Origin of the sequence: Luteolibacter yonseiensis, assembly GCF_016595465.1 — a bacterium.
GTDB lineage: Bacteria > Verrucomicrobiota > Verrucomicrobiia > Verrucomicrobiales > Akkermansiaceae > Luteolibacter > Luteolibacter yonseiensis.
The window spans coordinates 113,335-136,522 of the sequence record NZ_JAENIK010000005.1; the positions used below are offsets into that span (position 1 = coordinate 113,335).

The window sequence follows — 23,188 nt, forward strand, 5'->3', positions numbered from 1 at the left end:
GGAGACCTCACGCGCGGCGGCCTTCCACCCTCCATCGCCTCCGAACGCATCTACACCTGGGTGCCGATCGTCAACGTTCCTCAACAGACCATGGATCACCTCCGGTACTCCGGTCTCGGCGGTGCGCTGCCCAATCTGGAACGGACTCTCGGCGGCCTCCCCGGAAAGATTGCTCAGGACATCCTCCGGGACAATACACCGTCCGAAGGACAGGCAGGGGTGACGGACCATACTCAAGGTCGTACACCGGCGGAGGCTGCGGTGTCGCCAGAGCGGGCGGAATCCGCCGCCGGGCATTTTGTCGAGCGGTCCGTTTCAGATGGACAGCCGGACGGTTACGCGGCAGACTCACCCGGCAATGTCTTCGGAACCCATACCAGAGTCATCCCTATCGACGAACTCCCGGACTGGGGGAGTCGAGCCCTGCGCAATGCCAATGATGCCGAATTCAGAAAATCAGGCAAACGAGGAAACGTCGTTGCCGTTCAACTCATTGGCAGTCAAAAGAGTGAGGGGCGAGATGAAGCCGTGGATTTCGGGCGTGAATTCCTTGACGTTTTCGGAAAGAAAATTCGGTTTGTAAAATCAAAGGACGGAACAGGACTCGGGTTCGATGCCATTGTCTCGCCCGACGACCCCAACACCATCATCGTCGATATCGACGCCGCCGGAGGAACCGCTTACCTGTTAGGCCACGAGCTCGGGCACTCCATCCAGCACCAGCGGCCGGATCTATATGACGAGTTCAAGCGGGAGATCCTCGCGCTCTCCGGTGACAGGAACTCCTATACCAAGCGGCTGGAATCCCTCGGCTACAAAGGGGAATCGCTGGATGTGGAATTCGTGAACGACTTCATCGGCTCCCAGATGGTCGAGCCGGACTTCTGGGAAAAACTCAGGGAGCGGAATCCCGGAGTCTTCAAACGCCTTGTCGACGCTTCCCTGGAGTATCTCAAGGTCATCGGCGGGAAGATCAATCAACTGCATCGGGACGTGCGTCCCCATTTCAGGGATATCGAGCGGGCGCGCACGTCGTTGGTCAAAATGCTGGAAGCCTACCAACGCGGAGAAATGCCCGGAACCTCGGTGCGGCCGCCCACGCTGGAAACCTCACCGGACAATGAACTCGCCACGACCTCCGCACCATCCCACCCGGCGAATCTTGAAACCACCGCGGACCCGGCCTCCCCGCCGACGCAGACCTCTCCCACCCCCACCTGGGCGGTTCAGGAAATCGCCACCGCGCTATCCCAAGACCTGCCGCGCATCCGGTGGGGAGGGAAAGGCGGAGCGTTCGACGGCCATTGGAGCAGATCCTCCACAACTCTCTCCCGCCTGCTGCCGCTCACCATCATCGGCCATGCCGGCGGCACCAAAGCCAGCCAGCGCATCAACGCGTTCACCACCGCCAGCGACACCGACCTCGCGGCGATAGGAGCCACTCCGGAAGCCGTCACCCGCTTCCGCCAGTCCCGGCTGGCCGGCAAGGGAGCCTCGGCCAGGGCCCTCGCGACCCTCATCGACACGCTGGATCCCGACAGCGCCTCCGCCCGCGCCGCCGTGATCGATCTGGAAAACCGCGCCGCCGCCAGCCGACGGGCCGCCGCCGAACTCCAGAGCTCCGGCCAGCTTCCCACCGTGGTCCGGCAGGACGGCGGCTGGACGGTCCACGACTCCGCCAACGGCTGGGAAATCGGCAGAGCCACCACGCCGGAGGGGGCGGCCAGCCTCGTCGACGGACAGGTGAGCCTTCAGTTCGAGACGAAGGAACTCCATAAGGAAAACCGGCCCATGTCTTCCGCTCCGCATGAAAGCGCGCGAGAGATCGGAGAAGAGTCCGGAGATGATGAAAGTTTAGGCGAACGTCATTCAAAAGCCAAAGGGTTGGTCGAAAAAGCCCGCGAAAACATAAGAAGGCTGAAGAAGGAAGGAGCAGGTTCTGAAAAAATCGCGAAGGCCTATCAGAAGCTCGCGAATGCCAAAAGGAAGCTGGAAGAGGCCGGGGAGAGGCGCGAACGGTCCAAGAGGAAAGCCGCACTGAAGATCTACGGGCCCTTGCTGGCCATGCTGGCCTCCGGTGAGGCACCATCGCGCTCGAGTGAGCTTGCCGCGTCCGAACCGACCGTCCTGCCGGAGGAAATGCAGATCCTCGGATCTCCACAGGAAATAGTCCTCGTTTACGACAAAGATGGCAGGTTACATGCCGTGAATCTCGGCACCAGTACGGGCTCGCAGCTGCCGGACGGCGTGCCGGATGGCGCAACGGTGATCCACCAGCATCCGGGAGGAAAAGGACCGAGTGATTCGGATTTATATGTGGTTCTCAGCCGGCCTGGGATGACCTTCAGAATTATCCGCAGAAACGAACACGGCCAGGTGGAGCTTCTCCAGATGAGGGCGAGGAAGAGGCTGACCGAGCAAGAAGCCAGAGTGATCGCCGAGCAATATGCCGATAAAAGTATAGCAGGCGGTGATACCCATCAGGCCAGGCGTGAGGCTTTGTCATTGACGATGGAGAAATATGGCGATAGCATTTCGGTAAGTAATCATATCTTTCCATGAAAAAAGAATCATCTGTAAGTAAAAAGCCTGTTTGCATTATTGATTCTGAGAAAGCAATTCTTGGCATGTCACATGAAGAGTTGGAAAAAATAAAAAACTCTCCCCAAATCAGAGCTATCGACGAATTGTACGAACGACTCAGGAATGGCACCGCTACTGAGGACGAACGCATCGACCATGAGATCAGGATCGCCGAGAGGGAGATGGACGCCAATCGTTTCAGATCATAAAGTTCCTCAGGGTGCAACCGCCTACCTCAATGAGCTCAGACCTTAACATCACTCCAGATCTGGCCAGACTGCTGGCGAACAACGGTACCAGCCTCGAAGAATTTGAGGAAAGATGCCGAAAGGCTGATGAGAATCCAAAGGTTATTGCCCTCATGGAGAGGTGGGCTCGGCTCGAAAGTGGTAATCTCACGGATGAAGACCGTGCTTTTTTTGACGAGGCGGAACAAAAAGAGGAGAAAAGAAAGGCGGAAGCGAAGGCGGCGGGTGCCCTGTGGATCATTGATGACAGCAGCTGTTACGCCGACGAACCAGACAGTCTCGCCCATTTGGACAAGAAATTTTCAAAGGAATAAATGATCGGTTTCCACCCCGCCCTCAAGACTGGCAGGGGTGGCGGGCCATGCTAAAAGTCGTACACCGGCGGACGCTGCTGTGTTGCCAGAGCAGGCGGAATCCGCCGTCGGGCCGGTCGTCGAACGGTCCGTTTCAGATGGACTTTTTGGAGGGAAGTCGGCAGATTCACCGGGCAATGTCTTCGGAACCCGATTCACCAGCATTCCCGCAAATGAGCTTCCGGAGTGGGGACGAAACGCCCTCCGAACCGCAGAGCTTGAACACTTCAAGAATACTGGAGAATCAGGGGCTGTTGGTGCTGGAAGGCTGGCAATCGAAGGTGATCCGAGGGAGAATAGTGACGCAGGAAGAAACGTTGAAAGAGGATTCTTTGAAATCTTCGGAAAACGCATCCAGTTCATCAAATCCACGGGAAAACACCCACTAGCATTTGAGGCATTTGTCTCCCCAAGCGACCCCAACACCATCGTCATCGACGCCGACTCGCGAGCCGGCACCGCCTACCTGCTAGGCCACGAGCTCGGGCACTCCATCCAGCACCAGCGGCCGGATCTGTATGATGACTTCAAGCGGGAAATCCTCGCGCTCTCCGGTGACAGGAACTCCTATACCAAGCGGCTGGAATCCCTCGGCTACAAAGGGGAATCGCTGGATGTGGAATTCGTGAACGACTTCCATCGGCTCCCGGATGGTCGGGCCGGACTTCTGGGAAAACCCAAGGAGCGGAATCCCGGAGTTTTCAAACGCCTTGTCGACGCTTCCTTGACCGCTTGTGGGAGGTTTCCGCGAAATCAGGTCAGGCAGACTTGGATCATCACCCACATCGGCCAGGGCAGGGAGCTGTATCCTGGGGAAACGCCCGCCCGCTGGGGCTTTCAATCCAGTGATAAGAAATATCCGGAGTGCCGCTCAGGAGGCCGGATCGCTTCCGAGCCGGGGAACGGCGGGCCCGGCGAGAATCACTTCCGGGCGACCGGACGGCTGGGAAGGACCGGGGTGCGAGTGCTTCTTCCGGAGCTTCGCGATGGGCTGCTCGATGAGGCGGTAGATGGCGTAGGCGAGGATGATGGAGACCACGAAGGACAGTGCTCCCTCGACGACGGGGTGGAAGCTGCTGGTGAGGAACGCCCTCAGCACCGTGAAGTGGACGAGATACAGCGGATAGGAGATCCAGCCGAAGAATCTGACGACGCGGGTGTTCAGGATCCGGAATGGCAGCCAGTCCGGGTGGCGGATCGCCGCGGTGAACAACGGATAGAGCGCGATTCCCTGCAGCGAGTAGCGCACCGTTTCACGGAAATCCGGGGAACGGTAAAGCAGCGTGAAGGCGATCAGGGCGAGGCTCGCCGGCACAAGAAACAGTTTCCAGACACGGTCGGAGAACCTCACACGGTCCATCACGGGGTTTCCCAGGATCGCCAGCATGCTGCCGTAGAGGATGGAATCGACCCGGGTGTCGGACGCGTAGTAGCTGCGGTGGTCGTCCATGTCCATCTCCACGACGAGGACATATCTCCATGCGAGGAAGGCCACGCACATGAACATGAGGATGAGCATCTGGCCGCGCGCCTTGACCCCGACCTTCACGACGAGGTAATAGACGAAGGGGAACACGAGATAGAAGTGTTCCTCCACCGCGAGCGACCAATAGATGCCGGTGCCGATGCTGGTGCCGGCGTTGCCATGGAAGATGGCATAATAGTTTCCGAAATGTAATATCTGGCTGAGCAGCGGCGTCGGCTGGATGACGCCGGGCAGGAACCCGAAGACGGTGAGGGCCGCGCCGGCGATGAGGACGAAGTAGAACGCAGGCCAGATCCGCAGCATGCGGCGGATGTAGAATTGCTTGAAGTCGATATGGCCGGTGCCCTCCAGCTCCCGCCGGAGCAGGGTGGTGATGAGGTAGCCGCTGAGGAAGAAGAAGATCGTCACACCGAGTCCGCCGGGGATGATCCGGTCGAGGCCCGCGTGTGAGAAGAACACCAGCAGGATGGCGATTCCCCGGATGCCGTCGAGGGAAGGGATGTAAAAACGTGGGGAGGTGTTTTGAGGGGGTATGGAAGACATCGGGGCAGGGGGGACACCTGCGGCAGGGAAGGGCCGCTGGCGGGAGGGGAGGGCGGGTGTACGCGATATGGGGGCGAATCGCGGACTACCGTCGGGATGGGGGATTGCCAGCGGGTGGGGGAAACAGCGGGCGCGGGGGATGAGGGTGATGCCGGCGGGCGGGGAAACCGCGGACGCCGGAAGACCGGAGTCTTTTTGTTAGGACGGCGGGCTCATGGCAAGCTTTGTATTCACGATTCTAACATAATTTTTCGGAAACACGTGCTAATCGGAGTTCGACGGCAGTGCCGGGGTGGGATCGGCATTCGTTTCCGGCGGCGGATCCAGGAAAGATAGAGGATCGGCGCGCCACCTGACAATCCCATTTATATTCATCAGTGGAAATCTAACAAACCAGTATCAATTTTTACCGAGGCTGACACGGTATGGCATGCGCCGGGGGAGGCTGCGAGCCTGGCTCAGGATTCCGATGTCCCGGTTTCATCCAAGGATTCCGCTTTTTGGAGAATATTTCTTCTCATCCGTCATGCCCCGCACCAGCATGGCGCGCGGAAAATGGACGAATGCATTCTATATCTGATCGGCGGCGATGAAAACGAACGCGCGACCGTTGTCTGTCGGACCGGGGACGGATTGTGCCATTTGTCCTTCCGTTACCGGGATGGTGTGTTGGAGGAGAGCGCGACTGATTATTTCGAGGCTTTCCGCCTTGTCCGGCTGCGGTTGGAGGAGGAAAACCTCATTCCGTTCTGCTACGGTGCGAGCCTGAATGTCCACCCTTCGGGCATGTGCCGGGACATGGGTGCGGGATTGAAGGCATACCGTATGTCGATGGGGAGACGGGTGGATCGGAACGATCTGGTTGACATATTCAGCGAGGGTCCCGATGTGATGCCTGCGACGGTGGCAATGCAAAAATCATATTTCGAGGAATGGCTTCGGTCTGAAAAATGCTGAGGATTTTCCATCATCACATCGGGTGGATGCGGGACGTGTCTTGTTCGTGCCCTCCGTAAAAATGAAGTTCAGCGGATCCCGCGCGAAGCGGAGTTGACAGACTGGTGGCCGGATCACAGAACACGGGACATGAACCGCTTGGCGATCCTTGTTTTCTACGGAATGATGAGTCTCGCGTGTTCCGCGAAGGAGGATGGTCGGCTCTTGCCGGAGGAGGCGGGTCGTTCCCCGTCGGCGCACGGATCTCCGGGCGAGGGCGTCCAGAAGGCTGTTGCGGAAGAATCCCTTGGGGAAATAAAGGAGATTCGTGTCCAGCAACCGTTCGACAGCGGTTGGAGCGTGGTGTTCCGCAATGACGGTTCGGCGAAGATCTATTACGGATCAAGCATGGGCGACTCGTGGACGACCGCCCCGGATCTTTTCGACCTCAACCTGATTGAAGCCGAATTGCTCCCGTTGGTGAAAGAAGCGGAGGGACTCCCCGATCTCAGATCGGCGACATTCGTCCTGATTTCAAGGAATCTGAGGGAAATGGAAACTGCCGAAAAGGTGAGGGACGGGGACGTAACCCGGAACCTTTTCGTCAGGGCCATGAGGCGTCTGGAAGGAGTTTCCAACGTGGAGCGTTTCCGTCAGCTGATGAAGTATTCGCCTGCATTCGGAATCGAGGGCTTGGACGTCCGGGAGGATCAGACCGGACCTTCCGGACCGGAGAGTCTCACGCTTTTCATGGAGGCGAACCGGAGCGACCAGATCCCGGACGATGTGGATCTCAGCCGGTTCGTGATCGACCGCAGGGCGAAGGCTCTCCTGGACAAACGGAAGGCTACTACCCCGGTGAAGCAGCCTACGGTGAAGGCGCGGGAGGGACCGATGCAGCGGGTGCCGTTGGTATCCCTGTTGGCTGTGATGTTCGCCGGGGTGGCTTGGGCGTTGTTCGGGAAGGAAATCCAGGCCGGCTCCGGGCGGCGTTGACGGTGGAGGCGCAACCTGTTTTCATCGTGGCACTCCAGATGAACCGGATCCTCGTTTTGATTGCTTGTGGAATGATGAATCCCGTGTAACCGGCACAGGAGGCGGATGGAAGGCATGTCATAACCCGCGCGAGGCGGAGTTGACATCTTCATGACCACATCACAGAAACACGCGGACATGAACCGCTTGGCGATCGTTGTATTTTACGGAATGATGAGTTTCGCTTGTTCCGCGCAAGAAGACGGTCATTCCCCGCCGGAGCAGACGGGCGGATATAGTTCCCGGCATGAGCACGCATCTCCGGATGACGCCGTCCGGAAGGTGGCCGCCGAGGAACCGCCTGGAGAAATAAAGCGGATCGAACTGGGTCAACCGTCCGGCGGCGGTTGGAGTGTGGAGTTCCGGAGTGACGGTTCTGCCAGAATCTCTTACGGAGCAAGCATGGGCGACTCATGGAAGACCGCTCCGGATCTTTTCGATCTCGAATCGATCGCGGCCGATGTCCGTCCATTGTTGGAAGGGGGAAAAGGAACCACCACTTTCAAATCGGCGGTACACATCGCCATTTCAAGGAATTTGCTAAAACCGACTTATTCAAAAAAAGTGGAGAACTCGGACGTGGCCCGGAATCTTTTCGTCAGGGCCATGAGGCATCTGGAAGGGGTTTCCAACGTGGAGCGTTTCCGCCACCTGGTGAAGTATTCGCCTCCATTCGGAATCGAGGGCTTGGACGTCCGGGAGGATCAGACCGGACCTTCCGGACCGGAGAGTCTCACGCTTTTCATGGAGGCGAACCGGAGCGACCAAATCCCGGACGATGTGGATCTCAGCCGGTTCGTGATCGACCGCAAGGCGAAGGCTCTCCTGGACAAACGGAAGGCTACTACCCCGGTGAAGCAGACACCCGTGAAGGCGCGGGAGGGACCGATGCAGTGGGTGCCGTTGGTTTCCCTGTTGGCGGTGATGTTCGCCGGGGTGGCATGGGCGTTGTTCGGGAGGGAAACCCGGGCCGGCTCCGGGCGGCGTTGACGGTGGGTGAGCAACCTGTTTTCATCGGAGCACTCCAGATGAACCGGATCCTCGTTTTGATTGCTTGTGGAATGATGAATCCCGTGTGCCTTGCACAGGAGGCGGATCGATTCACCATGAAGGAATTGAGAGAGGTGGCGGATATGGCGGAGCGCAGATCCCCCGACGATGATGAGGTGGTGCGGCATGTGGCGAGACTGCTGGACCTGCTGGTAGGGAAGACGGAAACGCTGGATGTCCATAACAAGGGGGTACTGATCGGGCTTGCCGTGTTTGTTTACCCGAATCTCTCTCCGGAGGAGGTCGATGCCGCGCGGGAGAAAAGGCGGAAAGTCCTCGAATCCCATGCGGCGGTTGCATTTCGCCAGAATATGGACGGAAGGGAGCTGCTATATTTTGCAGCAGGTGTGCTGGGTGTCCCGATCGACCAGGTGGGAATGATGGCTTATGCCAGGAACAGCGCGAACCCGCTCCCTTTGCGCTTGCGCGCCCTGGACGCGATCCTTGGGCAAAAGAGCATCCTGCCCGGACTGGAGCCGGATCTGGCGGCCCTCGGCCTGGACGATATCAATTTTTCCGCCGACGGATGTATTGGTCCGAGAACCGGCAAACGGGTCTATCCCATCCGCAAGGCGTCGGCGGAGGTGTTGAAAAAATTGAAAGAGACTTCACCCGGCGATCCGGCGGGTAAATGAATCCGGTCATATGAAAAGGATATTGATTCCGATGCTCCATCTGCTGGTTATCCAAGGCCCGGCATGCGCCGGTGTGATCAAGGGGACCATCCGGCAGGTCGTCGATGGCGAGACGCGGATGGCCGTGGGAGGGGTGTCGGTCGGGATCATTGGCCCCGGGGAAGGGTCCAGGCTCGATCATATGAAAGCCTTGGGCGAAGCCCATGTGGCGAAAAGGGTGGCCATGTTCGACGGTGATGGGAAATTCTCGATGGAAAACGTCCCGGAGGGGGTTCCTTTGTATCTGTCGGTGTTCATGAGATCCGGCTATGGCAAATTCCTGACGACCACATTGACACCCGGCCAGGTTCTCGACATTTCCCAAGTGATACCTGATGCGAAATCGGGAGGAGTGGTGTGTACCGGAAAAATTACATGGCCTGCGGACGTGCCCGCCCAGGGAAAGACGATCCGGATGATCGCTTTGTCGGGGAAGAACAATGACTGGGTCTATGTCGATGGCTCGCTGGGTGACGGGCTTTTCAAATTTGAAAACGTGCGACCCGGAGTTTACCGGCTCGGGGTCCATGCGACTTCAGGGGATGGCGGGGATCGATACGACGAGGCGGAGATCACGGTCGCGGAGGACCGGAAATCGCCGCTGGAAATCGTCATGCCATGATGTCGGAATGAAGATGCCATGGTGGCGGTGGTTTCCTGAATGGACATTATAAGGGAGGATCGATGCGCCATGGATGTCGTCCCTTCAGGACTCCTGGCAATGGTCATGGCATGCCCCAGGGTTGCGCTGCGCTTTCCCTGGGCTTTCGCATTCCGCACCTTTGGTGCTGAAGAATGACGGATGATCACAAAATCCATGCATCGGTTTTTGACATGGGTCGGTTTCTCAAGGGTGTGGTTCCTGAAATGCGTCGGTTTCTGATATGTGTAGGGTTCCTGAAATGCGTTGGTTCCTGAAACGCGTCGGTTCCTGAAACGCGTCGGTTCCTGATATGTGTAGGGTTCCTGATATGTGTAGGGTTTCTGATATGTGTAGGGTTTCTGATATGTGTAGGGTTTCTGATATGTGTAGGGTTTCTGATATGCGTATGGAAGCCAGGGCCCGCGTCGTGGGCTGGCTTTGATCCCTTTCGGGGGGCTGGAGGATCTGACGACACCGCGTTTGATCTGAGGACGCCGCTACCCGTTCAACCACGCGGCGGCTTCCACTGCGATTGCCGGAAGTTCTCGTGCGGATGTGAATGTTTCCGGTTGAATCCGTGCTTTTCTTCGGCGAGGTTATCCGTCAAATGTCAATCCACGTATGAACCGGTGTGGCAAGACCTGCGTTGTCCTGGCGGTGATGTTGGGCGTCATCGGCTGGCGCGCGCGGCCGTTGGCCGGCATCTTCGACGGGGGGAATCTCCGGACGTCGGAGGATTTCGCATCGCTGGATTCCATGGTGCCGCCACGCATGGCTCCGGCGGCGGCCTATGAGGGGCTTTCCCATCCGACGTGGGACGGGGTGCGGCTTTGCTTCGAGGTGTTGTTCAAGCCGAGGAGGATTATACACGGACACGCGTTCGAATTCGCCACGGCGAAGAACGGCGCGGTGGGGGAGATCGCCGCATTGCTGACCGACCGCTCTTCCTACCGGCGGTGGGGTGGGGAGAAGCCCTGCGGGGTGTTCCATGCGAACCGTTATTTCCGTTGGACGGATGGATCGGGTTCTTGGGAGGTCCTGCTGGGCGAGGGGTGTGGCGAAGCCCTGCTTTTCCACGGCGGTCGTTCGCTGCGCTGCGATGTTTCGCCGGATGCGGTGCTGGCCATCCTGGAGCTGGAGAAATCCGGCATCCGCCCGGCGGTGCTCACGGCGAGTCGTTAGCGCCAGCGGCACGGCCACCATCGGAGTGATACCGGAACCCGGAGCGGTCGCGCTCGCGATCCTCTACGGAATGGTAGCGATGCTCCGCCGCCGCAGATAAGTTTATCAATCGAGCCCGGTGCGTTCCTTTCCGAGGGGGCGCGTCCGGAGGCGGAAAAGGATGGAGTCGGTTGGCGGGGGTGGAGATGCGGACGATCTTTTTTCAAATCGGCATACTCCGGATTTCCCAAATACGATGTTTTGGATCATGATAGGGACGCATGCGGGAACCGGTCCATTACGACATCATCGGAGACATCCACGGACGTTTCGACAAGTTGGCCGGGCTGCTGCAGCGGATGGGCTATGAGAGGGAGGGAGCGGGCTTCAAGCCTCCGGCGGGCCGTGTGGCGTTGTTTCTCGGCGATCTGATCGATCCGAAGGAGGGCCATGTCCTGCCCGGTGGCGTGCGCGCCACCCTGCGGGCGGTGAAGGCGATGATGGATGCCGGACATGCGTTGTGCCTGATGGGGAACCACGAGTTGAACGCGGTCTATTACCACAGCAAGGGGCCGGACGGCCGCTGGCTCCGCCACCACGGCAGCAGGAACAGGAGGATGCACGCGGGAACCCTGGCGGATTTCCCGGATCACCGGGATCCCGCCGGCGAGTGGATGTCGGTCTGGATGCCGTGGTTGAAAAAGCTGCCGCTGTGGCTGGACCTCGGAGGCATCCGCGCGGTGCATGCGACGTGGCACGAGGAATCGATCGCGCTGCTGACGGGCCGGGATCTGGCGGACGTGGATTTTTTCCTCGCGGCCAGCGACGAGCGGACGCCGGAGGGGAATGCGGTGGAGATCCTGCTGAAGGGATTGCTCGCGGGGTTGCCGGAAGGGGTGTTTTTCCTAGATGGCGCGGGCATCCAGCGGGGGCGTTTCCGGGTTTGCTGGTGGTTGTTTCCGGAGAAGGGAATGCCGTGCGGCAGCCTGGTTTTTCCGGCGAACGCGGACATCCCCGACCACCCGGTTTCCGACGACGCCATCGCCGGCATCCCGAGCTACCCCCTGGCGGCTCCGCCGGTGTTTTTCGGGCATTACTCGAAGCCTTCTGATTCCCTGCTTCATCCGGAACGCCACAATGTCGCGTGTCTGGACCATTCCGCGGCGAAGGGCGGCCCTCTCATCGCCTACCGGTGGCGCGGCGAGCGCGAACTGGACCCGGCGCATTACGTGCGGCACGGGTGAGGAGGTGGCGCGTTCAACACAACCAACGGTGGAGAAGTGGGGAGGTGATCGGTTTGTAATGATTTGGTGATCAGTTTTATATAGTATATTTTTTCTGTGGGATAGTGCGGGTGCGGATGCCGGAGTGTATTGTTAGAAGTGTGAATCCAACATTTCCATAGGTTGTGTTAGATGAATCTCCTTTGAATGGGATTTTTTCAAAATAGGGAGCACGTCAAATCATTTTCGTTTACGGACGACGGCGGATCCGGTAAAAAAGCCGCCGGAACGCGGGAGACGCGAAGCGGGTTTTTCCGAACAACCAGCCAGTGGAACCCAAGGCTTCCCCACCGCGTTCCACCTGCGGTCCGAATGGCCGGGCGTCGCCGTTTCCATCGCGCCGCAGTCACCAGTTTCAACCTGATCCCACACCTCCCGTCCCCTCATGTCAGTCAGCGTCCTGCCACCCTCCATCGTCACTTATGATGGGAACAACTCCACCATCACCCCCTACATCGTCGGGTTCGCTTTTGCCAAAAAGGAGCACCTGGTGGTCACGGTGACGAGCGCCAAGGGCGTGGTGACGGTGCTTGCTCCCACGACCGGCTACACGGTGGGCGGGGAGGGGAACCCGGGCGGAGGCACGGTGAAAACCACCGAGGCCTGGGACAGCTCGCACAAGGTGGCCATCACGCGGTCGGTCCCGCTGGAGCAGCCGTTCGTCTATGCGGAGGGCCAGCGCATCCGGATGAAGACGCTGGAGGCCAGCCTGGACTGGATCGTCCCGCAGGTGCAGGGCGTGTGGAACCGTCTCGGCACCTACGCCGCGGCGCTCGCCACCCATGCCTTGAACACCACCAACCCCCACGCCGTGACCAAGGCGCAGGTGGGGTTGGGAAATGTGGACAACACCAGCGACGCGGACAAGCCGATCAACGACGCGACGCTTGTCGCGCTGGCGGGTGTCGCCCGCACGGACATCCCGAACACCTGGGACGAGCCGAACAGCTTCGGGACGCTCACGGTCCGGGAAGGAAGCGGGACGTCGCTCGGCGGCGCGGTGAACATCGCTTTTTCCGAAGACTCCGGGACGATGCTCCACCTCCACTCCTCAAGCCAGGAACCCGGGGAGGATCTTTTCGCCATCGTTTATTCCAACGAGTTCGAAGGCCTGTTTTTTGTCAAAAAGGATGGGGCGTGTTCCGCGCTGTCATTCACGGGGAATGGGGCGGGCCTCACCAACCTGTCCGCCGCCGCGCTGGGAGGGACGAAGGCGGAGTTCGACGCGGCGGCATCCGACGGAAACTTCGTATGGCAGGGGAGCCCCGCGAGTGTCACGAACCTCACCGTCACCGGGAACACGGTCCTCGGTGACGCGACCACGGACACCATCACGGTCAGCGGAAGGTTCGCGAGCAGCCTGATTCCGAATGGCAACAATACGCTGGATCTCGGAGCGTCGTCGTTTTGTTACAAGGATGGATGGTTCGCGGGCAGCGTGGTTGTTCCCCAGATGCATGGCGGCACCGTGGCGAACGGCAGCATCCACCTCCAGGGAACCTCCAACGGCACCAGGACGACGAGTTATCTCACCCTGCAGCGGAACGGCGGCTTCGTGGGTGTCGGCACCGCGGTCCCGACGACGCTCGTCGAGGTGTCCGGCAGCACTCCGGAGGTCACGCTCACCAACACCGCTTCCAGCAACAAGCAGTGGAAATGCTCGCTGCAGGGAAGTGGTTTCAAAATCACGGAAACGGGACAGGGCGACCGTCTGGTCATTTCCGCAGGCGGAGCGGTCAGCATCGGGAGCGGGGCCTTGTCCGCCGGAAGCATCACCACCACGGGGACCATCGCGGCGGGCGGGCAGACCGAGCTCTCCGCCACCCAGGCCGCGGCGACCGGCGCGAGCGCGATTTCCCGCGATCTCCTGCGGGGTGCCTATGCGGAACTCGCCAGCGACCAGACCACGGCGGCGAACACCACGCTTTCGGACATCACGGGTCTCGGGCTGACCCTGCCGGCGGGGATCTATCAGCTCAGCGGCATCACCATGGCCTCACCCGCGAATTCCGCCATGGGCATCAAGGTGAACATCAGCATCGTCGGCACGGGAACCCTCTTCGGATTCAACACTTATCACAACAGCACGAGCATCCAGACCACCCCTTACAGCCTGACGAGCATCGCCGCCTTCGGCGACATGCGCCAGACGAACGGCGGGGTGAACGGACAGCCGGGGGTGAGCGAACACCACTGCATCCTGAAGGTCACCTCCGGCAGCGCCGTCGTGAAAATGCAGTTCGCCCAGCATACCAGCGACGCCGCGCCGCTGACCGCCAAGGCCGGAAGCCATCTGCGGGCCGTGAGAATCGGCTGATTTTCCATGAAGAAAGACCACGTCCACCATGATCACACCATCCCTTAAAAGAGCCGTCGCCATCAGCGATGCCGCCGACAACGTCGCCGCCTATCTCCGCAACCAGATCTCCTCCTGCCATGCCTTCTTGACGGATGGCGGGGATCCCCAGGCCGTCTTCGACGCGCTGGGCGGGCGGGCGGCCGTCGATGTCCAGTGCTACGGCATCGCGCTCGCCGCGCTGCAGCAGATGGACGCGCGGCGCGCCACCCTCGGGATCGCGCCGCAGTCGGAGGGGCTCGTCGCGCCGGATCCGGAAATCTACCACCTCAACGAAGACGGCACCGTCACCTACAACACCCCCACCCAGCAACCATGAGCGCCCCCATTCCTCCCGCCAGGCCGCGCGCCTCGCTCGACCTCGTCATTTCCCGCGCGCAAGCCGCGTGGGACAACGAACGCCGAGGAACCCCGCTGCCGGAAACCTTCGTGCTCATGAGCCGGGCCTATTATGACAAGACCATGGGCGGACCCGGCAACGACGTGGGCATGTATGACGACGCGGCGTTCATCGTTTCGGCACAGGGGTTCTCCAGTTGGAACGCGAACACCGATCCGAGCCGCTACGGCTGGAACCCCGGAGCCGGAAAATACATGGCCCGCCTCAGGCCCGGCATCTACCGCTACCGCAGGCTCAAGCACAAGATGAACAGCCCGTCCGGCTACATGGCATACGGCCAGGGGGACAGTCCGGTGACCGTCGAGCGCATCCGCGAGGATGGCGGCGTCGCCCGGACCGAGACCGGTTGCTTCGGCATCAACCTGCATCGCGGTGGAAACAACGGCACCTCTTCGGAAGGCTGCATGACGATCCCGACCGGACAGTGGCCCGCGTTCGACCAGACCTTGTCGGGGATTCTCAAGGGGCTCAACACCACCGGATTCACACTCATTCTCATCGACACTCCCATCTGACGGGGATGGCGGGGCGGGAGGCGTGACTTCTTTTCATTCTCCCGTCCCAACGTTTCCCGGCCCCGCCTTTCCGGTCATTCCACTTATGAAAACGCTATCATTACTCCTGCTGGGCACGGTCGCCTGTTCCGCGCAACGCTACGCCACCGACACGCAACTCGCGAACGAAGCCGCGGTGCGCGCCGCCGCGGATTCCGGCAAGGCCGGGACCTCCGGAGAAGGCGTCACCGCATCCGCTTTCCGCACGGCGCTCGGGCTGGGCGGCGGCCAGTCCCCGACTTGGGCGGGCATCCTCAACACTCCGATATCCGGCGGCACCGGCAGCTTTACCACGCTCGCGGCGGGTGGAAACACCACGCTGGGAGCTTCCTCGGCGAACACGATCACCTTTACCGGAAGGATCGCCAGCCACGTCACGCCATCGTCCAACAACGCCTACGATCTCGGGACCACCGGGCTTCGTTTCAAGGACGCGTGGTTGTCCGGCGCGGTGGCCAGCGCGACTTTGGGTGTCAGCGGCGCTTCAAGCCTGGCAGGCGGGATCACGACCCCGGCCGCGACGAATCTCAACATCACGCCCGGGACGACGGGATTTGTTGATATTATGAAACCCAGTCAAACCGGTGTGCGTGAGACGGTGTTGAGGGCCAAAGTGTCGGATGGGGGGAATGACGCGTTCGCCATTTACAATGGAACCATCGGCGACGATAGGTTCGTGCCAGCTTTCGGAGGTGCCCAGTTTTCGACCTCCGCATCTCCCGCCATCATTTTCAAAGCGGTCACTGATGCTGCCAATGACACCCTTACCGCGCCTCTGATGCAATTCGAAGCTGCTCGGACGTCGTCCCTTGTGGATCCATTCAATGGGACGTTGTCCAGTATTGCAACCCGCTCGTTGTTTCGCTGGCTCAACGGATCTGTGACGGTGGGTGAGGTATCAAAAGATGGGCAGTGGGCACTTCCGTCTGTTTCCGTCAGCGGCACATCCACTCTGGGAACAACGTCAGTCACCTCTGCGACTTTCCCTCCTCTGGAATCAACCCGCAGCACCACCTCGACGACTGGGATTTTCGGAGCAATGAGATTGGCGATCAGCTCTACGGGAGACATGACGGACGGTTTGGGGGCGCAGATTTCCTTCAGTGGATCGGACAATGGCGGAAGTGGTTTCAGTTGGGGAGCCATTGGTGCCACCCGGGCCGGTGCGGACAACACCGGGGATCTGTTCTTCAGCACCAGCTCCGTTGGAACAGCCGCCGAAGCGATGCGCGTCAAGGCCAACGGCAACGTGCTCGTCGGTTCCGCGACCGATGCCGGCACCGGGAAACTCCAGGTCAGCGGCGCGGTCGCCATGACGGGGGGGCTCAGGCGCGGGACCACCACTTTCGCGGCGCGTCCGTCGGCATCCTCGAATCCCGATCTCGAACTGATCTTCACCGATGCCCTGTCCCCCGCGGTTGGCTCCGCCGTGGCCGGTGGTGGTACGAAGCGGGTGGTCGCCATCAGCAACGGCACGAACTACATCATCACGGCCATCATCATTCCCTGATGTGTCGCCGGCTGCGGCATCGCCATTCCTGATGGGGGCGCGCCAAATCAATTTCACCCGCAGCGCATCCGGGCCCGCAGGAAAAACATCATTCGCAAGGGAACAAACCCCCACTTCAAGTCTACACCGCCCATGTCACTTCACAACGAAATCTCCACCGTCACCTTCGACGGAAACAACTCCAACAGGACCGGCTACGACATCCCGTTTCCCTTCTTCGAAAAGAGCCATCTCTCGGTCATCGTGACGCGCGAATCCGACGGAGCGGAAATCCCCCTCATCCTGAACTCGGGCTTCGGGGTCGAGCAGGAGAACGAGACGAAGCCCTTCAAGATCGTCACCTCGGATCCTTGGGATTCCACCCACACCCTCACCATCACCCGCAGGATGCCCCTCACCCAGACCCACGAGTATGTGGAAGGACAGCGCATCGCGATGGGTTCTCTGGAGAAAAGCTTCGATTGGATCGTCATGCAGGTCCAGTGGCTCTGGCACCACTTCCACCGGCTCATCGCCGACCGCCCCACCCATGCGGAGCTCGCGGCCGCCATCGAGGCGGTCGAGCTCACCCCCGGTCCGCGGGGCGAGCAGGGAATCCAGGGCGTCCAGGGGCCGCAGGGGATCCAAGGCCCGCAAGGGGAGACCGGCGAACCCATGCCGCTGCTCCAGTTGGACGCCCCACCGCAGGATGGGATCGCCGGAGCGAAGCAGACCATCCACGCCGCGTTTCCCGGGACGGTGGTCGCGGGTGGAAACATCACCGTTCATTTGCGCTACCCGGGAATGCCGGATCTGGGGCCCTATCTGGTGGCCGTCCAGAGTGGAGACAACCCGGGCGTTGTCAGGACCAAGATGGTGAACGAACTGAACCTCCACGCCGCCGTCACCGGACTGGCGGACATCTGGCCGGGCGGCACCGGGACGCTCGTCATCGGGCGCAGGATCGAGGCGGCATCCTCCTCCGCTTTCGGACTGCTCGTCAGCATGGGATCCGTCACCGGCATTTCCTACACCGAGACACTTGTCGTCCCCGGGAATGAGGAATCCGCGGGGACCGTCGCGGGCGCCGGCCAACTCGCCATCGTCACCATGCCGGGCACCGGAAACAAATACACGTTCGTCGCCCAAGGCACCTCGCCCATGCGCTGGGCGGGCGTCACGTCCGGACTCATCCACGATGAGGAACTCCCCGGTTGGAGAATCCTTCGGTATCACGGCAGCGGCGCCGACCGCACCACCGAGCACGTGGCGATCGATTGAACGAGGCCTTTCAACCCACCATCATCATGCATCCTGAATTCTTGAAATCCATGGCAGGCTTCCTCGGGGCCGGTGTCTCGTTCTTCGCCACCTACTTCGCCGACGCCGTGCCCACCTCCCTGCAGACCGGCTTCGAGGGCGTCACCTCGCTCAGCGTCATCGGCTGTCTCATCTACGCCATCAAGCACCTCAACACCGAGCGGACCGAAGAACGCCGCCTGCGCGAGATGGACCGCGAACGCTGGGAGGCGAAGTGGGCGGAGGAGCACGCCGACAACATCGCCGCCCGCGAGAAGGACCGCGAGGTCCGTGAGAAATTCGCCACCGCCGTCGGCGACCTCGCCCGCGCCGTGAACCCGGATGCCGCGGACAGGCGGGAGGAGTGAGGATCATTCCCATGCATGGCCTCGGCCGCGGAATACTGAAAATACGGAGTCTGAATCAGGCCGCCGGATTATGACATATGTTTGAATATATGTATGTTTGTTTAATGTGGTTTTCGGACCGTATGCTGCATGGTTGAAGCCTGCGGCCGTGCTCCGGAGTCCGGTTCAAGCGCGGATCTCATGGGAGGCGGCGGAGGGAGGGTGAGGGAGAACGATCCCCGGATCCCCGGGGGGATATGGAAATTTTCATATGATGTGGGCCTGGTCCATAACGCGATCGGGTAGGGCATGACAACACGATCGCGTACAAGGTGAAATCTCCGGCGTCCGTTGACACGATTGAAACCTTTGCTAGCGGTGATGATGAATCCTGCCGCCCCCAATGAAAAACATCATTCGAATCCCCGTCATCATGGCAACCTCCCTCGGTGTTGCCGTTTTTGTTCATACGTCATATCGCGACGAGAGGATCGACGGGTTCGTCCGAAGCTCGCAAAAAATCTCCGTCCAGCCGGAAGCTGAAATCGACCTTCCTTCTTCCGACATGGGACTGTCTAACAATGAGAAATCCGTCGCTCCGGTCGTTTCCCGGCGACTGAGCAAAACAGCCGAATCGTTCGCGGTTTTCCAACCCAACGCCGACGTGCTTTATCCGGGAGCCTTGGTCCGGACATCCAGCCTGGTGAGCGGCACCCTCCAGCCGGTTGGAAATATCGGTCGGGCACCTTCGGAGGTCACCATTACGAATATCACGCTGCTTGAGAAAGAGAATCAGACGGGAGGTGATGCGAAGGCCGCCGTCTACAGCAGCAGGATCGACAACCCCGATGCATCGTCCGTCAATGAGGCGGTGCGATCAATGGTCAAGCGGGTGGTGCCCGGAACGACAGCGGCGAAATTGTCATACCAGTTGTTGAAAACCAACAGCTTGGAAGAAGGTTTCACACGCCTCGGTATTTCGGCCGGTTGGCTGGGAGGCGAGGTGAAATCCAGCCTCGGCAAGCAGGTGAGGGAGGAGAAATCATCTTTCATCATCAAGTTCTCGCAGGAATACTACACGGCTTCCTTCGCCACTCCGGCCCGGCCCTCGGATGTTTTTTCGAGGAGGGTGACCTCCGGAGATCTCGAACAAACGAGAGGGGACTCATTGGGTTACATTTCGAGTGTTACGTATGGAAGGGTGCTTTATGTGGTGGTTTCGAGCAGCGTTCACGAGGACCAGATGAGGACCACACTTGATCTCGCGCTGAAGCAGGTGGCCTCGAAACAGGAACTCCAGTTCTCTCATGCACAACGTGAGATGCTGGGTTCCTCCGAGATCAGGATACTGGCGCTCGGCGGAAATTCGGACCAGGCGATGAAGGTGATCTCCGGTGATCTTACGAAAGTCAGGGATTTCCTGGAATCCGGAGCCCAGTTCTCGGCCAATAGTCCCGGAGTTCCCATCAGCTACACCGCAAGATATCTTTCAGATAACGAACTCGCTAAAGTATCGTTCACCACGAACTATGTGGTGGAGACCGGAAAGGCCCGCGCGCCGGTCACCGCGGTGGTCCGCCTGGTGGCGCTTGATGTCTATCTCGATGGTTCCCCGGGCAAGGACAAGTGGTCCACATGGGTAACCATCAACGGGAAACGTTACAAGGTATGGAACCGGAAGAAAGATATCAGCGACAACGGAAACATCACTGATCCGAAGGGACCGGGAGGCGACGGAAACGCCAGCAGATATTCCTTGGAAAATGAATATGAGGTATCACTTTCGCCCGGTGAACCACTCAAGGTGGAATTCCATGGCGTGGCCCACGACAATGACGACGCCGTAGATCCTTCCTCACGTCTGTTTCTTCCATCGGATTACTGGGGGATAGGGCAGAGCACGGACACCATCAACAACTATCCCTGCCACAGGATGGGAGCCGCCAACGGTCACCAGACGGAGTATTACATCTGGTTCAACATTCGGAAGAAGGAATAGCGGGCGGATGGAGATGGTTCCCTGCGGCCCCGGGGGAGCGAAATCCATCTGCCTGAGGAATGCCGGCTGCGTTACCGGTTGGAAGATCCGGGCATGACAGCAATCTCCTCCGAAACGGGCAAATTGAAACCGAAGATTGCGAAATGCCCCCGCCTCCGTCCGTCTGTCCGTCAAAATCCATTGAAATCACAGGCATTCAAGCGCCTCTGGAAATGTGAACGGCAATTGCTAGGGGGGAGCCATGAACACGTCGCCCATCCTGTTGCTGAGCCTCATTCCCTTCTTCTTCATCTCCTGCAAGCGGCATGAGACGGGCATGAGCTATGAAGAGCGGAAAAAGCTCCCTCCGGAGGCGAACGCCAAGTCCCCGCAACCTCCGAAAGACACCGGGGCGGGCCAGACCGATGGCGGCACGCGCTCCGACTACAAGCCCACCACCGGCCCGGCCGGACAGGCTGAAACCACTCCCGCCACGCCACCCAGCGGCACCAACCCTTCTCCCTCGAACCCGAACGTGGTCCGTCCTCCCGAAGAGTGAGTCCCCATCCCACGTGATCCAAAACCCACCAGCCGTCCGAAATGAAAGTCACCCTCAATTACCGACAGATCACTCCCGAACGGAGGAATCCCGTGGAGCGCGTGGTCCAGAAATCATCGCTGCCGCCACGCCACCTGCTCATCGTTTACCGTTATGATGAGTCCGACGAACTGGTTCTCGCCATCGATCCGGAAGATCCCGAGCTTGAAGCGTCCGGCGAGATCGCTCATATCCGGCGGACCATGGAAGAGGAGATCCGTTCGATCATCGAAGAAGGCCGCATCACCGGGCAGGACAACTTTGGAATCTCGGACACGCGCGTCTGGGTGAAAACCCCGGTCGCCCGCGACAGCCTGGACGGACTGGATATCCTGATCGTCAGCCCCGACAGCGCCCCGCCCCGGGATCCCGACGATGTGCCTGTCGAAAAATTTCCCGGTACCCTCACCTGCACCGGGATGAACGACCTGGGCGAGGTCTCCGTGCGCCTTGTCACCAACCAACCCATCGAGGATGAGAACGGCCGCGAGGTTTACCGTCTGGATCTCGACCAGCCCTCCATCTCATCCCTGGCGAGGGACAGGGAGTCCGGGACGTGGACGATCCGCCTGCCGGACCGCTGCCGCGTCATCCGGTGATTCCGTGTCCATCCGTCCGGATGCTCACTTCGGCTTCCCACTGACGTCTTTTGGAGGGGGGAGCAGGCTCGGCGGCACCACGGCGGGATCTTTCCCGGCCAGCGCGATACGCATCCGGTCCAGCTCCTTGCCAACATCCTCGCCCGCCTCCTTCCGGATTTCCAGGATCCGGATCTCGATCGGCATGATGTTGATGAAATAACCCTCCGCATCATTCGCGCCGATCTCCTTCTCCCGATCCAGCAGCCAGTCCAGGCACTTGATCCGCATTTCCGTGTGGGTGAGCCTTGCGTTAGCCTCCAGCCATTTGGCAAGCCCGCCCGCCGCGTCGAAAGGAGTTTCCGTGCTGATCCGCATCTCCCTCTCGGTGAGGTTTGCCTTCGCCTCCAAAAATTTGGCAAGGGGGCCCGCTGGATCGAAGGGAGTTTTCCCGCTGTTGGGGCGGAGATGGGGCCGGCCATCCCGGCCCAGCCGGACGATCTCGAATCGAGGGTCACGCGCGGGTACCTCCACCAATTGGAAATGAATGTTGGTGTAACAGGCGTCTCCCACCGTAGTGGTCTTGGAGAGATCCCCGAATGTGATCGAGGGCCGCTTGTCGCCCAGGTGTTCCGTCAGGACGGGGAACGCGTTTTTCTTCAGCTCGGTCAGTTTTTTGAAAGCCCGGCGGCATTTTTCGAACCGCTTCTTGTAGTCCTCGCTGACACCGGTCTCCCCGGCGAGTTGCTGGGCGATCGACAACGGGGCGGCGGCCTGCTCCTCCATCACCAGATCCTCCACGAGGGCGCGCACCGATCGATCATCCGCCACCGGGACCTGCGCGACGAGGGCGGAAACGGAGAGCCCGAGGAATGCGAGGGTCGCGGGTATCGTTGTTGTTTTCATTTATAACGGAATCAAGCGGGCGTGTGACGATTTTCACGATGACGCTCGAGGCGGCCCGCGTCACGGATATTTCCGCCTCACAAGTCTCCGCATGCGCACGGAGTCTTTTCAGAATCCGCGCTCTGTTAGAAATCCGCCCGACGTTTGCGGAAAAGGTGTTCGAGTCCCCGGACCATCGCGAGGAACATCACCAGGAAGGGAAACGTCAGGATGTGAAACACCACGCTGGCCAGTTGGGCGAGGATCGGAATATCCGCCGGAGGATGGGGCGCATATCTCCCGTCCTCCCCCAGCACCGGGATGCCCGGCACCCACCAGAACACCAGCGCATTGGAAATGCCCGCCAATACCAGGTTCAGGCAGAACGCCGCCACCGTGAGAATCACCAGCCAGCCGAACCCAGCGTCGTGTTTCCACTTCCAGCGGAAGAAGACGAGCGCCAGCCAGATGGAGGCGATGGTGGCTGCTGCGAGGTAACCCGTGAGGAATCGGGACTCCCCGTGCCTCGCGAGGCCGCCACCCTCCAGGACGACCGAAAGCACATACGGGATCCTCGCGAAAACCGGACCCGTGACCCAGATGCTCGCGACGGCGGCGATCCGCGTCACCGTCATTTCCGCCCCGGGATTGCCTAAGGTCGGCGTGACAGGTTCGGGCGGAGTCGTCATCGGATTCGGTTCGGGGGAAT

22 protein-coding genes are annotated in these 23,188 nt (G+C 60.1%); 18 read left to right on the forward strand and 4 right to left on the reverse strand.

The genetic code is table 11. The annotated features are described in order from the left end of the window. Positions 1-90: 90 nt before the first annotated feature. The 3 genes from JIN84_RS05950 to JIN84_RS05960 are packed head-to-tail and all read left to right on the forward strand — an operon-like array spanning position 91 to position 3,145. A complete protein-coding gene (locus JIN84_RS05950) occupies positions 91-2,562 on the forward strand; it encodes a hypothetical protein (RefSeq protein WP_200350115.1) in 2,472 nt (823 codons plus the stop codon). Continuing rightward, on the forward strand, positions 2,559-2,792 hold the full coding sequence (locus JIN84_RS05955) for a hypothetical protein (protein WP_200350116.1): 234 nt from the start codon (positions 2,559-2,561) through the stop codon (positions 2,790-2,792). Before JIN84_RS05950 ends, JIN84_RS05955 begins: the two co-directional genes overlap by 4 nt. Positions 2,793-2,821: 29 nt before the next feature. Then, positions 2,822-3,145, forward strand: coding sequence for a hypothetical protein (locus JIN84_RS05960; protein WP_200350117.1), 324 nt, complete (start codon positions 2,822-2,824; stop codon positions 3,143-3,145). Between the two features lie 508 nt (positions 3,146-3,653). On the opposite strand, the gene JIN84_RS05965 is transcribed toward JIN84_RS05960, so the two are convergent. Together JIN84_RS05965 and JIN84_RS05970 are read right to left on the reverse strand one after the other, a co-directional pair. After that, the gene (locus JIN84_RS05965; protein ID WP_200350118.1) at positions 3,654-3,824 is read right to left on the reverse strand and encodes a hypothetical protein; all 171 of its coding nucleotides are present in this window, start codon (positions 3,822-3,824) and stop codon (positions 3,654-3,656) included. Between the two features lie 231 nt (positions 3,825-4,055). Next, positions 4,056-5,213: an acyltransferase family protein gene (locus JIN84_RS05970; protein ID WP_200350119.1), complete on the reverse strand. Its 1,158-nt coding sequence runs from the start codon at positions 5,211-5,213 to the stop codon at positions 4,056-4,058. A gap of 1,086 nt (positions 5,214-6,299) precedes the next feature. On the opposite strand from JIN84_RS05970, the gene JIN84_RS05975 reads away from it, so the two are divergent. The 15 genes from JIN84_RS05975 to JIN84_RS06045 all read left to right on the forward strand — a co-directional run bounded on the left by JIN84_RS05975 (position 6,300) and on the right by JIN84_RS06045 (position 21,615). Beyond that, on the forward strand, positions 6,300-7,145 hold the full coding sequence (locus tag JIN84_RS05975) for a hypothetical protein (RefSeq protein WP_200350120.1): 846 nt from the start codon (positions 6,300-6,302) through the stop codon (positions 7,143-7,145). Between the two features lie 441 nt (positions 7,146-7,586). Then, positions 7,587-8,174: a hypothetical protein gene (locus JIN84_RS05980; protein WP_200350121.1), complete on the forward strand. Its 588-nt coding sequence runs from the start codon at positions 7,587-7,589 to the stop codon at positions 8,172-8,174. Positions 8,175-8,212: 38 nt separating this feature from the next. Further along, a complete protein-coding gene (locus JIN84_RS05985; RefSeq protein ID WP_200350122.1) occupies positions 8,213-8,869 on the forward strand; it encodes a hypothetical protein in 657 nt (218 codons plus the stop codon). Between the two features lie 10 nt (positions 8,870-8,879). Next, complete coding sequence (locus tag JIN84_RS05990) at positions 8,880-9,530, forward strand: hypothetical protein (protein WP_200350123.1); 651 nt, start codon at positions 8,880-8,882, stop codon at positions 9,528-9,530. A 642-nt stretch (positions 9,531-10,172) separates the two neighbouring features. Then, complete coding sequence (locus tag JIN84_RS05995; protein WP_200350124.1) at positions 10,173-10,733, forward strand: hypothetical protein; 561 nt, start codon at positions 10,173-10,175, stop codon at positions 10,731-10,733. Between the two features lie 260 nt (positions 10,734-10,993). After that, positions 10,994-11,956: a metallophosphoesterase gene (locus JIN84_RS06000; protein WP_200350125.1), complete on the forward strand. Its 963-nt coding sequence runs from the start codon at positions 10,994-10,996 to the stop codon at positions 11,954-11,956. Between the two features lie 424 nt (positions 11,957-12,380). Next, on the forward strand, positions 12,381-14,312 hold the full coding sequence (locus JIN84_RS06005) for a hypothetical protein (RefSeq protein WP_200350126.1): 1,932 nt from the start codon (positions 12,381-12,383) through the stop codon (positions 14,310-14,312). Positions 14,313-14,340: 28 nt separating this feature from the next. Next, positions 14,341-14,670, forward strand: a complete 330-nt coding sequence (locus tag JIN84_RS06010) for a hypothetical protein (protein WP_200350127.1) — start codon at positions 14,341-14,343, stop codon at positions 14,668-14,670. Next, positions 14,667-15,266: a hypothetical protein gene (locus JIN84_RS06015; RefSeq protein ID WP_200350128.1), complete on the forward strand. Its 600-nt coding sequence runs from the start codon at positions 14,667-14,669 to the stop codon at positions 15,264-15,266. Before JIN84_RS06010 ends, JIN84_RS06015 begins: the two co-directional genes overlap by 4 nt. 85 nt (positions 15,267-15,351) lie before the next feature. Continuing rightward, positions 15,352-16,815 (forward strand): hypothetical protein, encoded by a 1,464-nt coding sequence (locus tag JIN84_RS06020; protein WP_200350129.1) that lies wholly within the window; start codon positions 15,352-15,354, stop codon positions 16,813-16,815. 132 nt (positions 16,816-16,947) lie between these two features. Beyond that, entirely contained in the window at positions 16,948-18,075 is a 1,128-nt protein-coding gene (locus JIN84_RS06025) for a collagen-like triple helix repeat-containing protein (RefSeq protein ID WP_200350130.1), read from the forward strand. A gap of 26 nt (positions 18,076-18,101) precedes the next feature. Next, positions 18,102-18,461, forward strand: a complete 360-nt coding sequence (locus JIN84_RS06030) for a hypothetical protein (RefSeq protein ID WP_200350131.1) — start codon at positions 18,102-18,104, stop codon at positions 18,459-18,461. Between the two features lie 412 nt (positions 18,462-18,873). Beyond that, positions 18,874-20,439, forward strand: coding sequence for a thiol-activated cytolysin family protein (locus JIN84_RS06035; protein ID WP_200350132.1), 1,566 nt, complete (start codon positions 18,874-18,876; stop codon positions 20,437-20,439). Positions 20,440-20,680: 241 nt separating this feature from the next. Next, positions 20,681-20,977, forward strand: coding sequence for a hypothetical protein (locus JIN84_RS06040; RefSeq protein ID WP_200350133.1), 297 nt, complete (start codon positions 20,681-20,683; stop codon positions 20,975-20,977). Positions 20,978-21,018: 41 nt separating this feature from the next. Then, a complete protein-coding gene (locus JIN84_RS06045; protein ID WP_200350134.1) occupies positions 21,019-21,615 on the forward strand; it encodes a hypothetical protein in 597 nt (198 codons plus the stop codon). A gap of 24 nt (positions 21,616-21,639) precedes the next feature. Here the strand turns inward: JIN84_RS06045 and JIN84_RS06050 are convergent, their stop codons facing one another. After that, positions 21,640-22,500, reverse strand: coding sequence for a hypothetical protein (locus JIN84_RS06050; RefSeq protein WP_200350135.1), 861 nt, complete (start codon positions 22,498-22,500; stop codon positions 21,640-21,642). A gap of 125 nt (positions 22,501-22,625) precedes the next feature. Continuing rightward, positions 22,626-23,168 carry a hypothetical protein gene (locus JIN84_RS06055; RefSeq protein WP_200350136.1) on the reverse strand — a complete coding sequence of 181 codons (543 nt, stop codon included), beginning with the start codon at positions 23,166-23,168 and terminating at the stop codon, positions 22,626-22,628. Positions 23,169-23,188 lie beyond the last annotated feature (20 nt).

Coding starts and splice junctions, on each gene's coding strand:
- JIN84_RS06005 (WP_200350126.1), top strand. CDS start 12,381: ATGTCAGTCAGCGTCCTGCCACCCTCCATCGTCACTTATGATGGGAAC.
- JIN84_RS05975 (WP_200350120.1), top strand. CDS start 6,300: ATGAACCGCTTGGCGATCCTTGTTTTCTACGGAATGATGAGTCTCGCG.
- JIN84_RS06040 (WP_200350133.1), top strand. CDS start 20,681: ATGAACACGTCGCCCATCCTGTTGCTGAGCCTCATTCCCTTCTTCTTC.
- JIN84_RS06055 (WP_200350136.1), bottom strand. CDS start 23,168: ATGACGACTCCGCCCGAACCTGTCACGCCGACCTTAGGCAATCCCGGG.
- JIN84_RS06030 (WP_200350131.1), top strand. CDS start 18,102: ATGCATCCTGAATTCTTGAAATCCATGGCAGGCTTCCTCGGGGCCGGT.
- JIN84_RS06015 (WP_200350128.1), top strand. CDS start 14,667: ATGAGCGCCCCCATTCCTCCCGCCAGGCCGCGCGCCTCGCTCGACCTC.
- JIN84_RS05990 (WP_200350123.1), top strand. CDS start 8,880: ATGAAAAGGATATTGATTCCGATGCTCCATCTGCTGGTTATCCAAGGC.
- JIN84_RS06035 (WP_200350132.1), top strand. CDS start 18,874: ATGGCAACCTCCCTCGGTGTTGCCGTTTTTGTTCATACGTCATATCGC.
- JIN84_RS05960 (WP_200350117.1), top strand. CDS start 2,822: ATGAGCTCAGACCTTAACATCACTCCAGATCTGGCCAGACTGCTGGCG.
- JIN84_RS05995 (WP_200350124.1), top strand. CDS start 10,173: ATGAACCGGTGTGGCAAGACCTGCGTTGTCCTGGCGGTGATGTTGGGC.
- JIN84_RS06045 (WP_200350134.1), top strand. CDS start 21,019: ATGAAAGTCACCCTCAATTACCGACAGATCACTCCCGAACGGAGGAAT.
- JIN84_RS06020 (WP_200350129.1), top strand. CDS start 15,352: ATGAAAACGCTATCATTACTCCTGCTGGGCACGGTCGCCTGTTCCGCG.
- JIN84_RS05965 (WP_200350118.1), bottom strand. CDS start 3,824: ATGGAAGTCGTTCACGAATTCCACATCCAGCGATTCCCCTTTGTAGCC.
- JIN84_RS05950 (WP_200350115.1), top strand. CDS start 91: ATGGATCACCTCCGGTACTCCGGTCTCGGCGGTGCGCTGCCCAATCTG.
- JIN84_RS05970 (WP_200350119.1), bottom strand. CDS start 5,213: ATGTCTTCCATACCCCCTCAAAACACCTCCCCACGTTTTTACATCCCT.
- JIN84_RS05985 (WP_200350122.1), top strand. CDS start 8,213: ATGAACCGGATCCTCGTTTTGATTGCTTGTGGAATGATGAATCCCGTG.
- JIN84_RS05955 (WP_200350116.1), top strand. CDS start 2,559: ATGAAAAAAGAATCATCTGTAAGTAAAAAGCCTGTTTGCATTATTGAT.
- JIN84_RS06000 (WP_200350125.1), top strand. CDS start 10,994: ATGCGGGAACCGGTCCATTACGACATCATCGGAGACATCCACGGACGT.
- JIN84_RS06050 (WP_200350135.1), bottom strand. CDS start 22,500: ATGAAAACAACAACGATACCCGCGACCCTCGCATTCCTCGGGCTCTCC.
- JIN84_RS05980 (WP_200350121.1), top strand. CDS start 7,587: ATGGGCGACTCATGGAAGACCGCTCCGGATCTTTTCGATCTCGAATCG.
- JIN84_RS06025 (WP_200350130.1), top strand. CDS start 16,948: ATGTCACTTCACAACGAAATCTCCACCGTCACCTTCGACGGAAACAAC.
- JIN84_RS06010 (WP_200350127.1), top strand. CDS start 14,341: ATGATCACACCATCCCTTAAAAGAGCCGTCGCCATCAGCGATGCCGCC.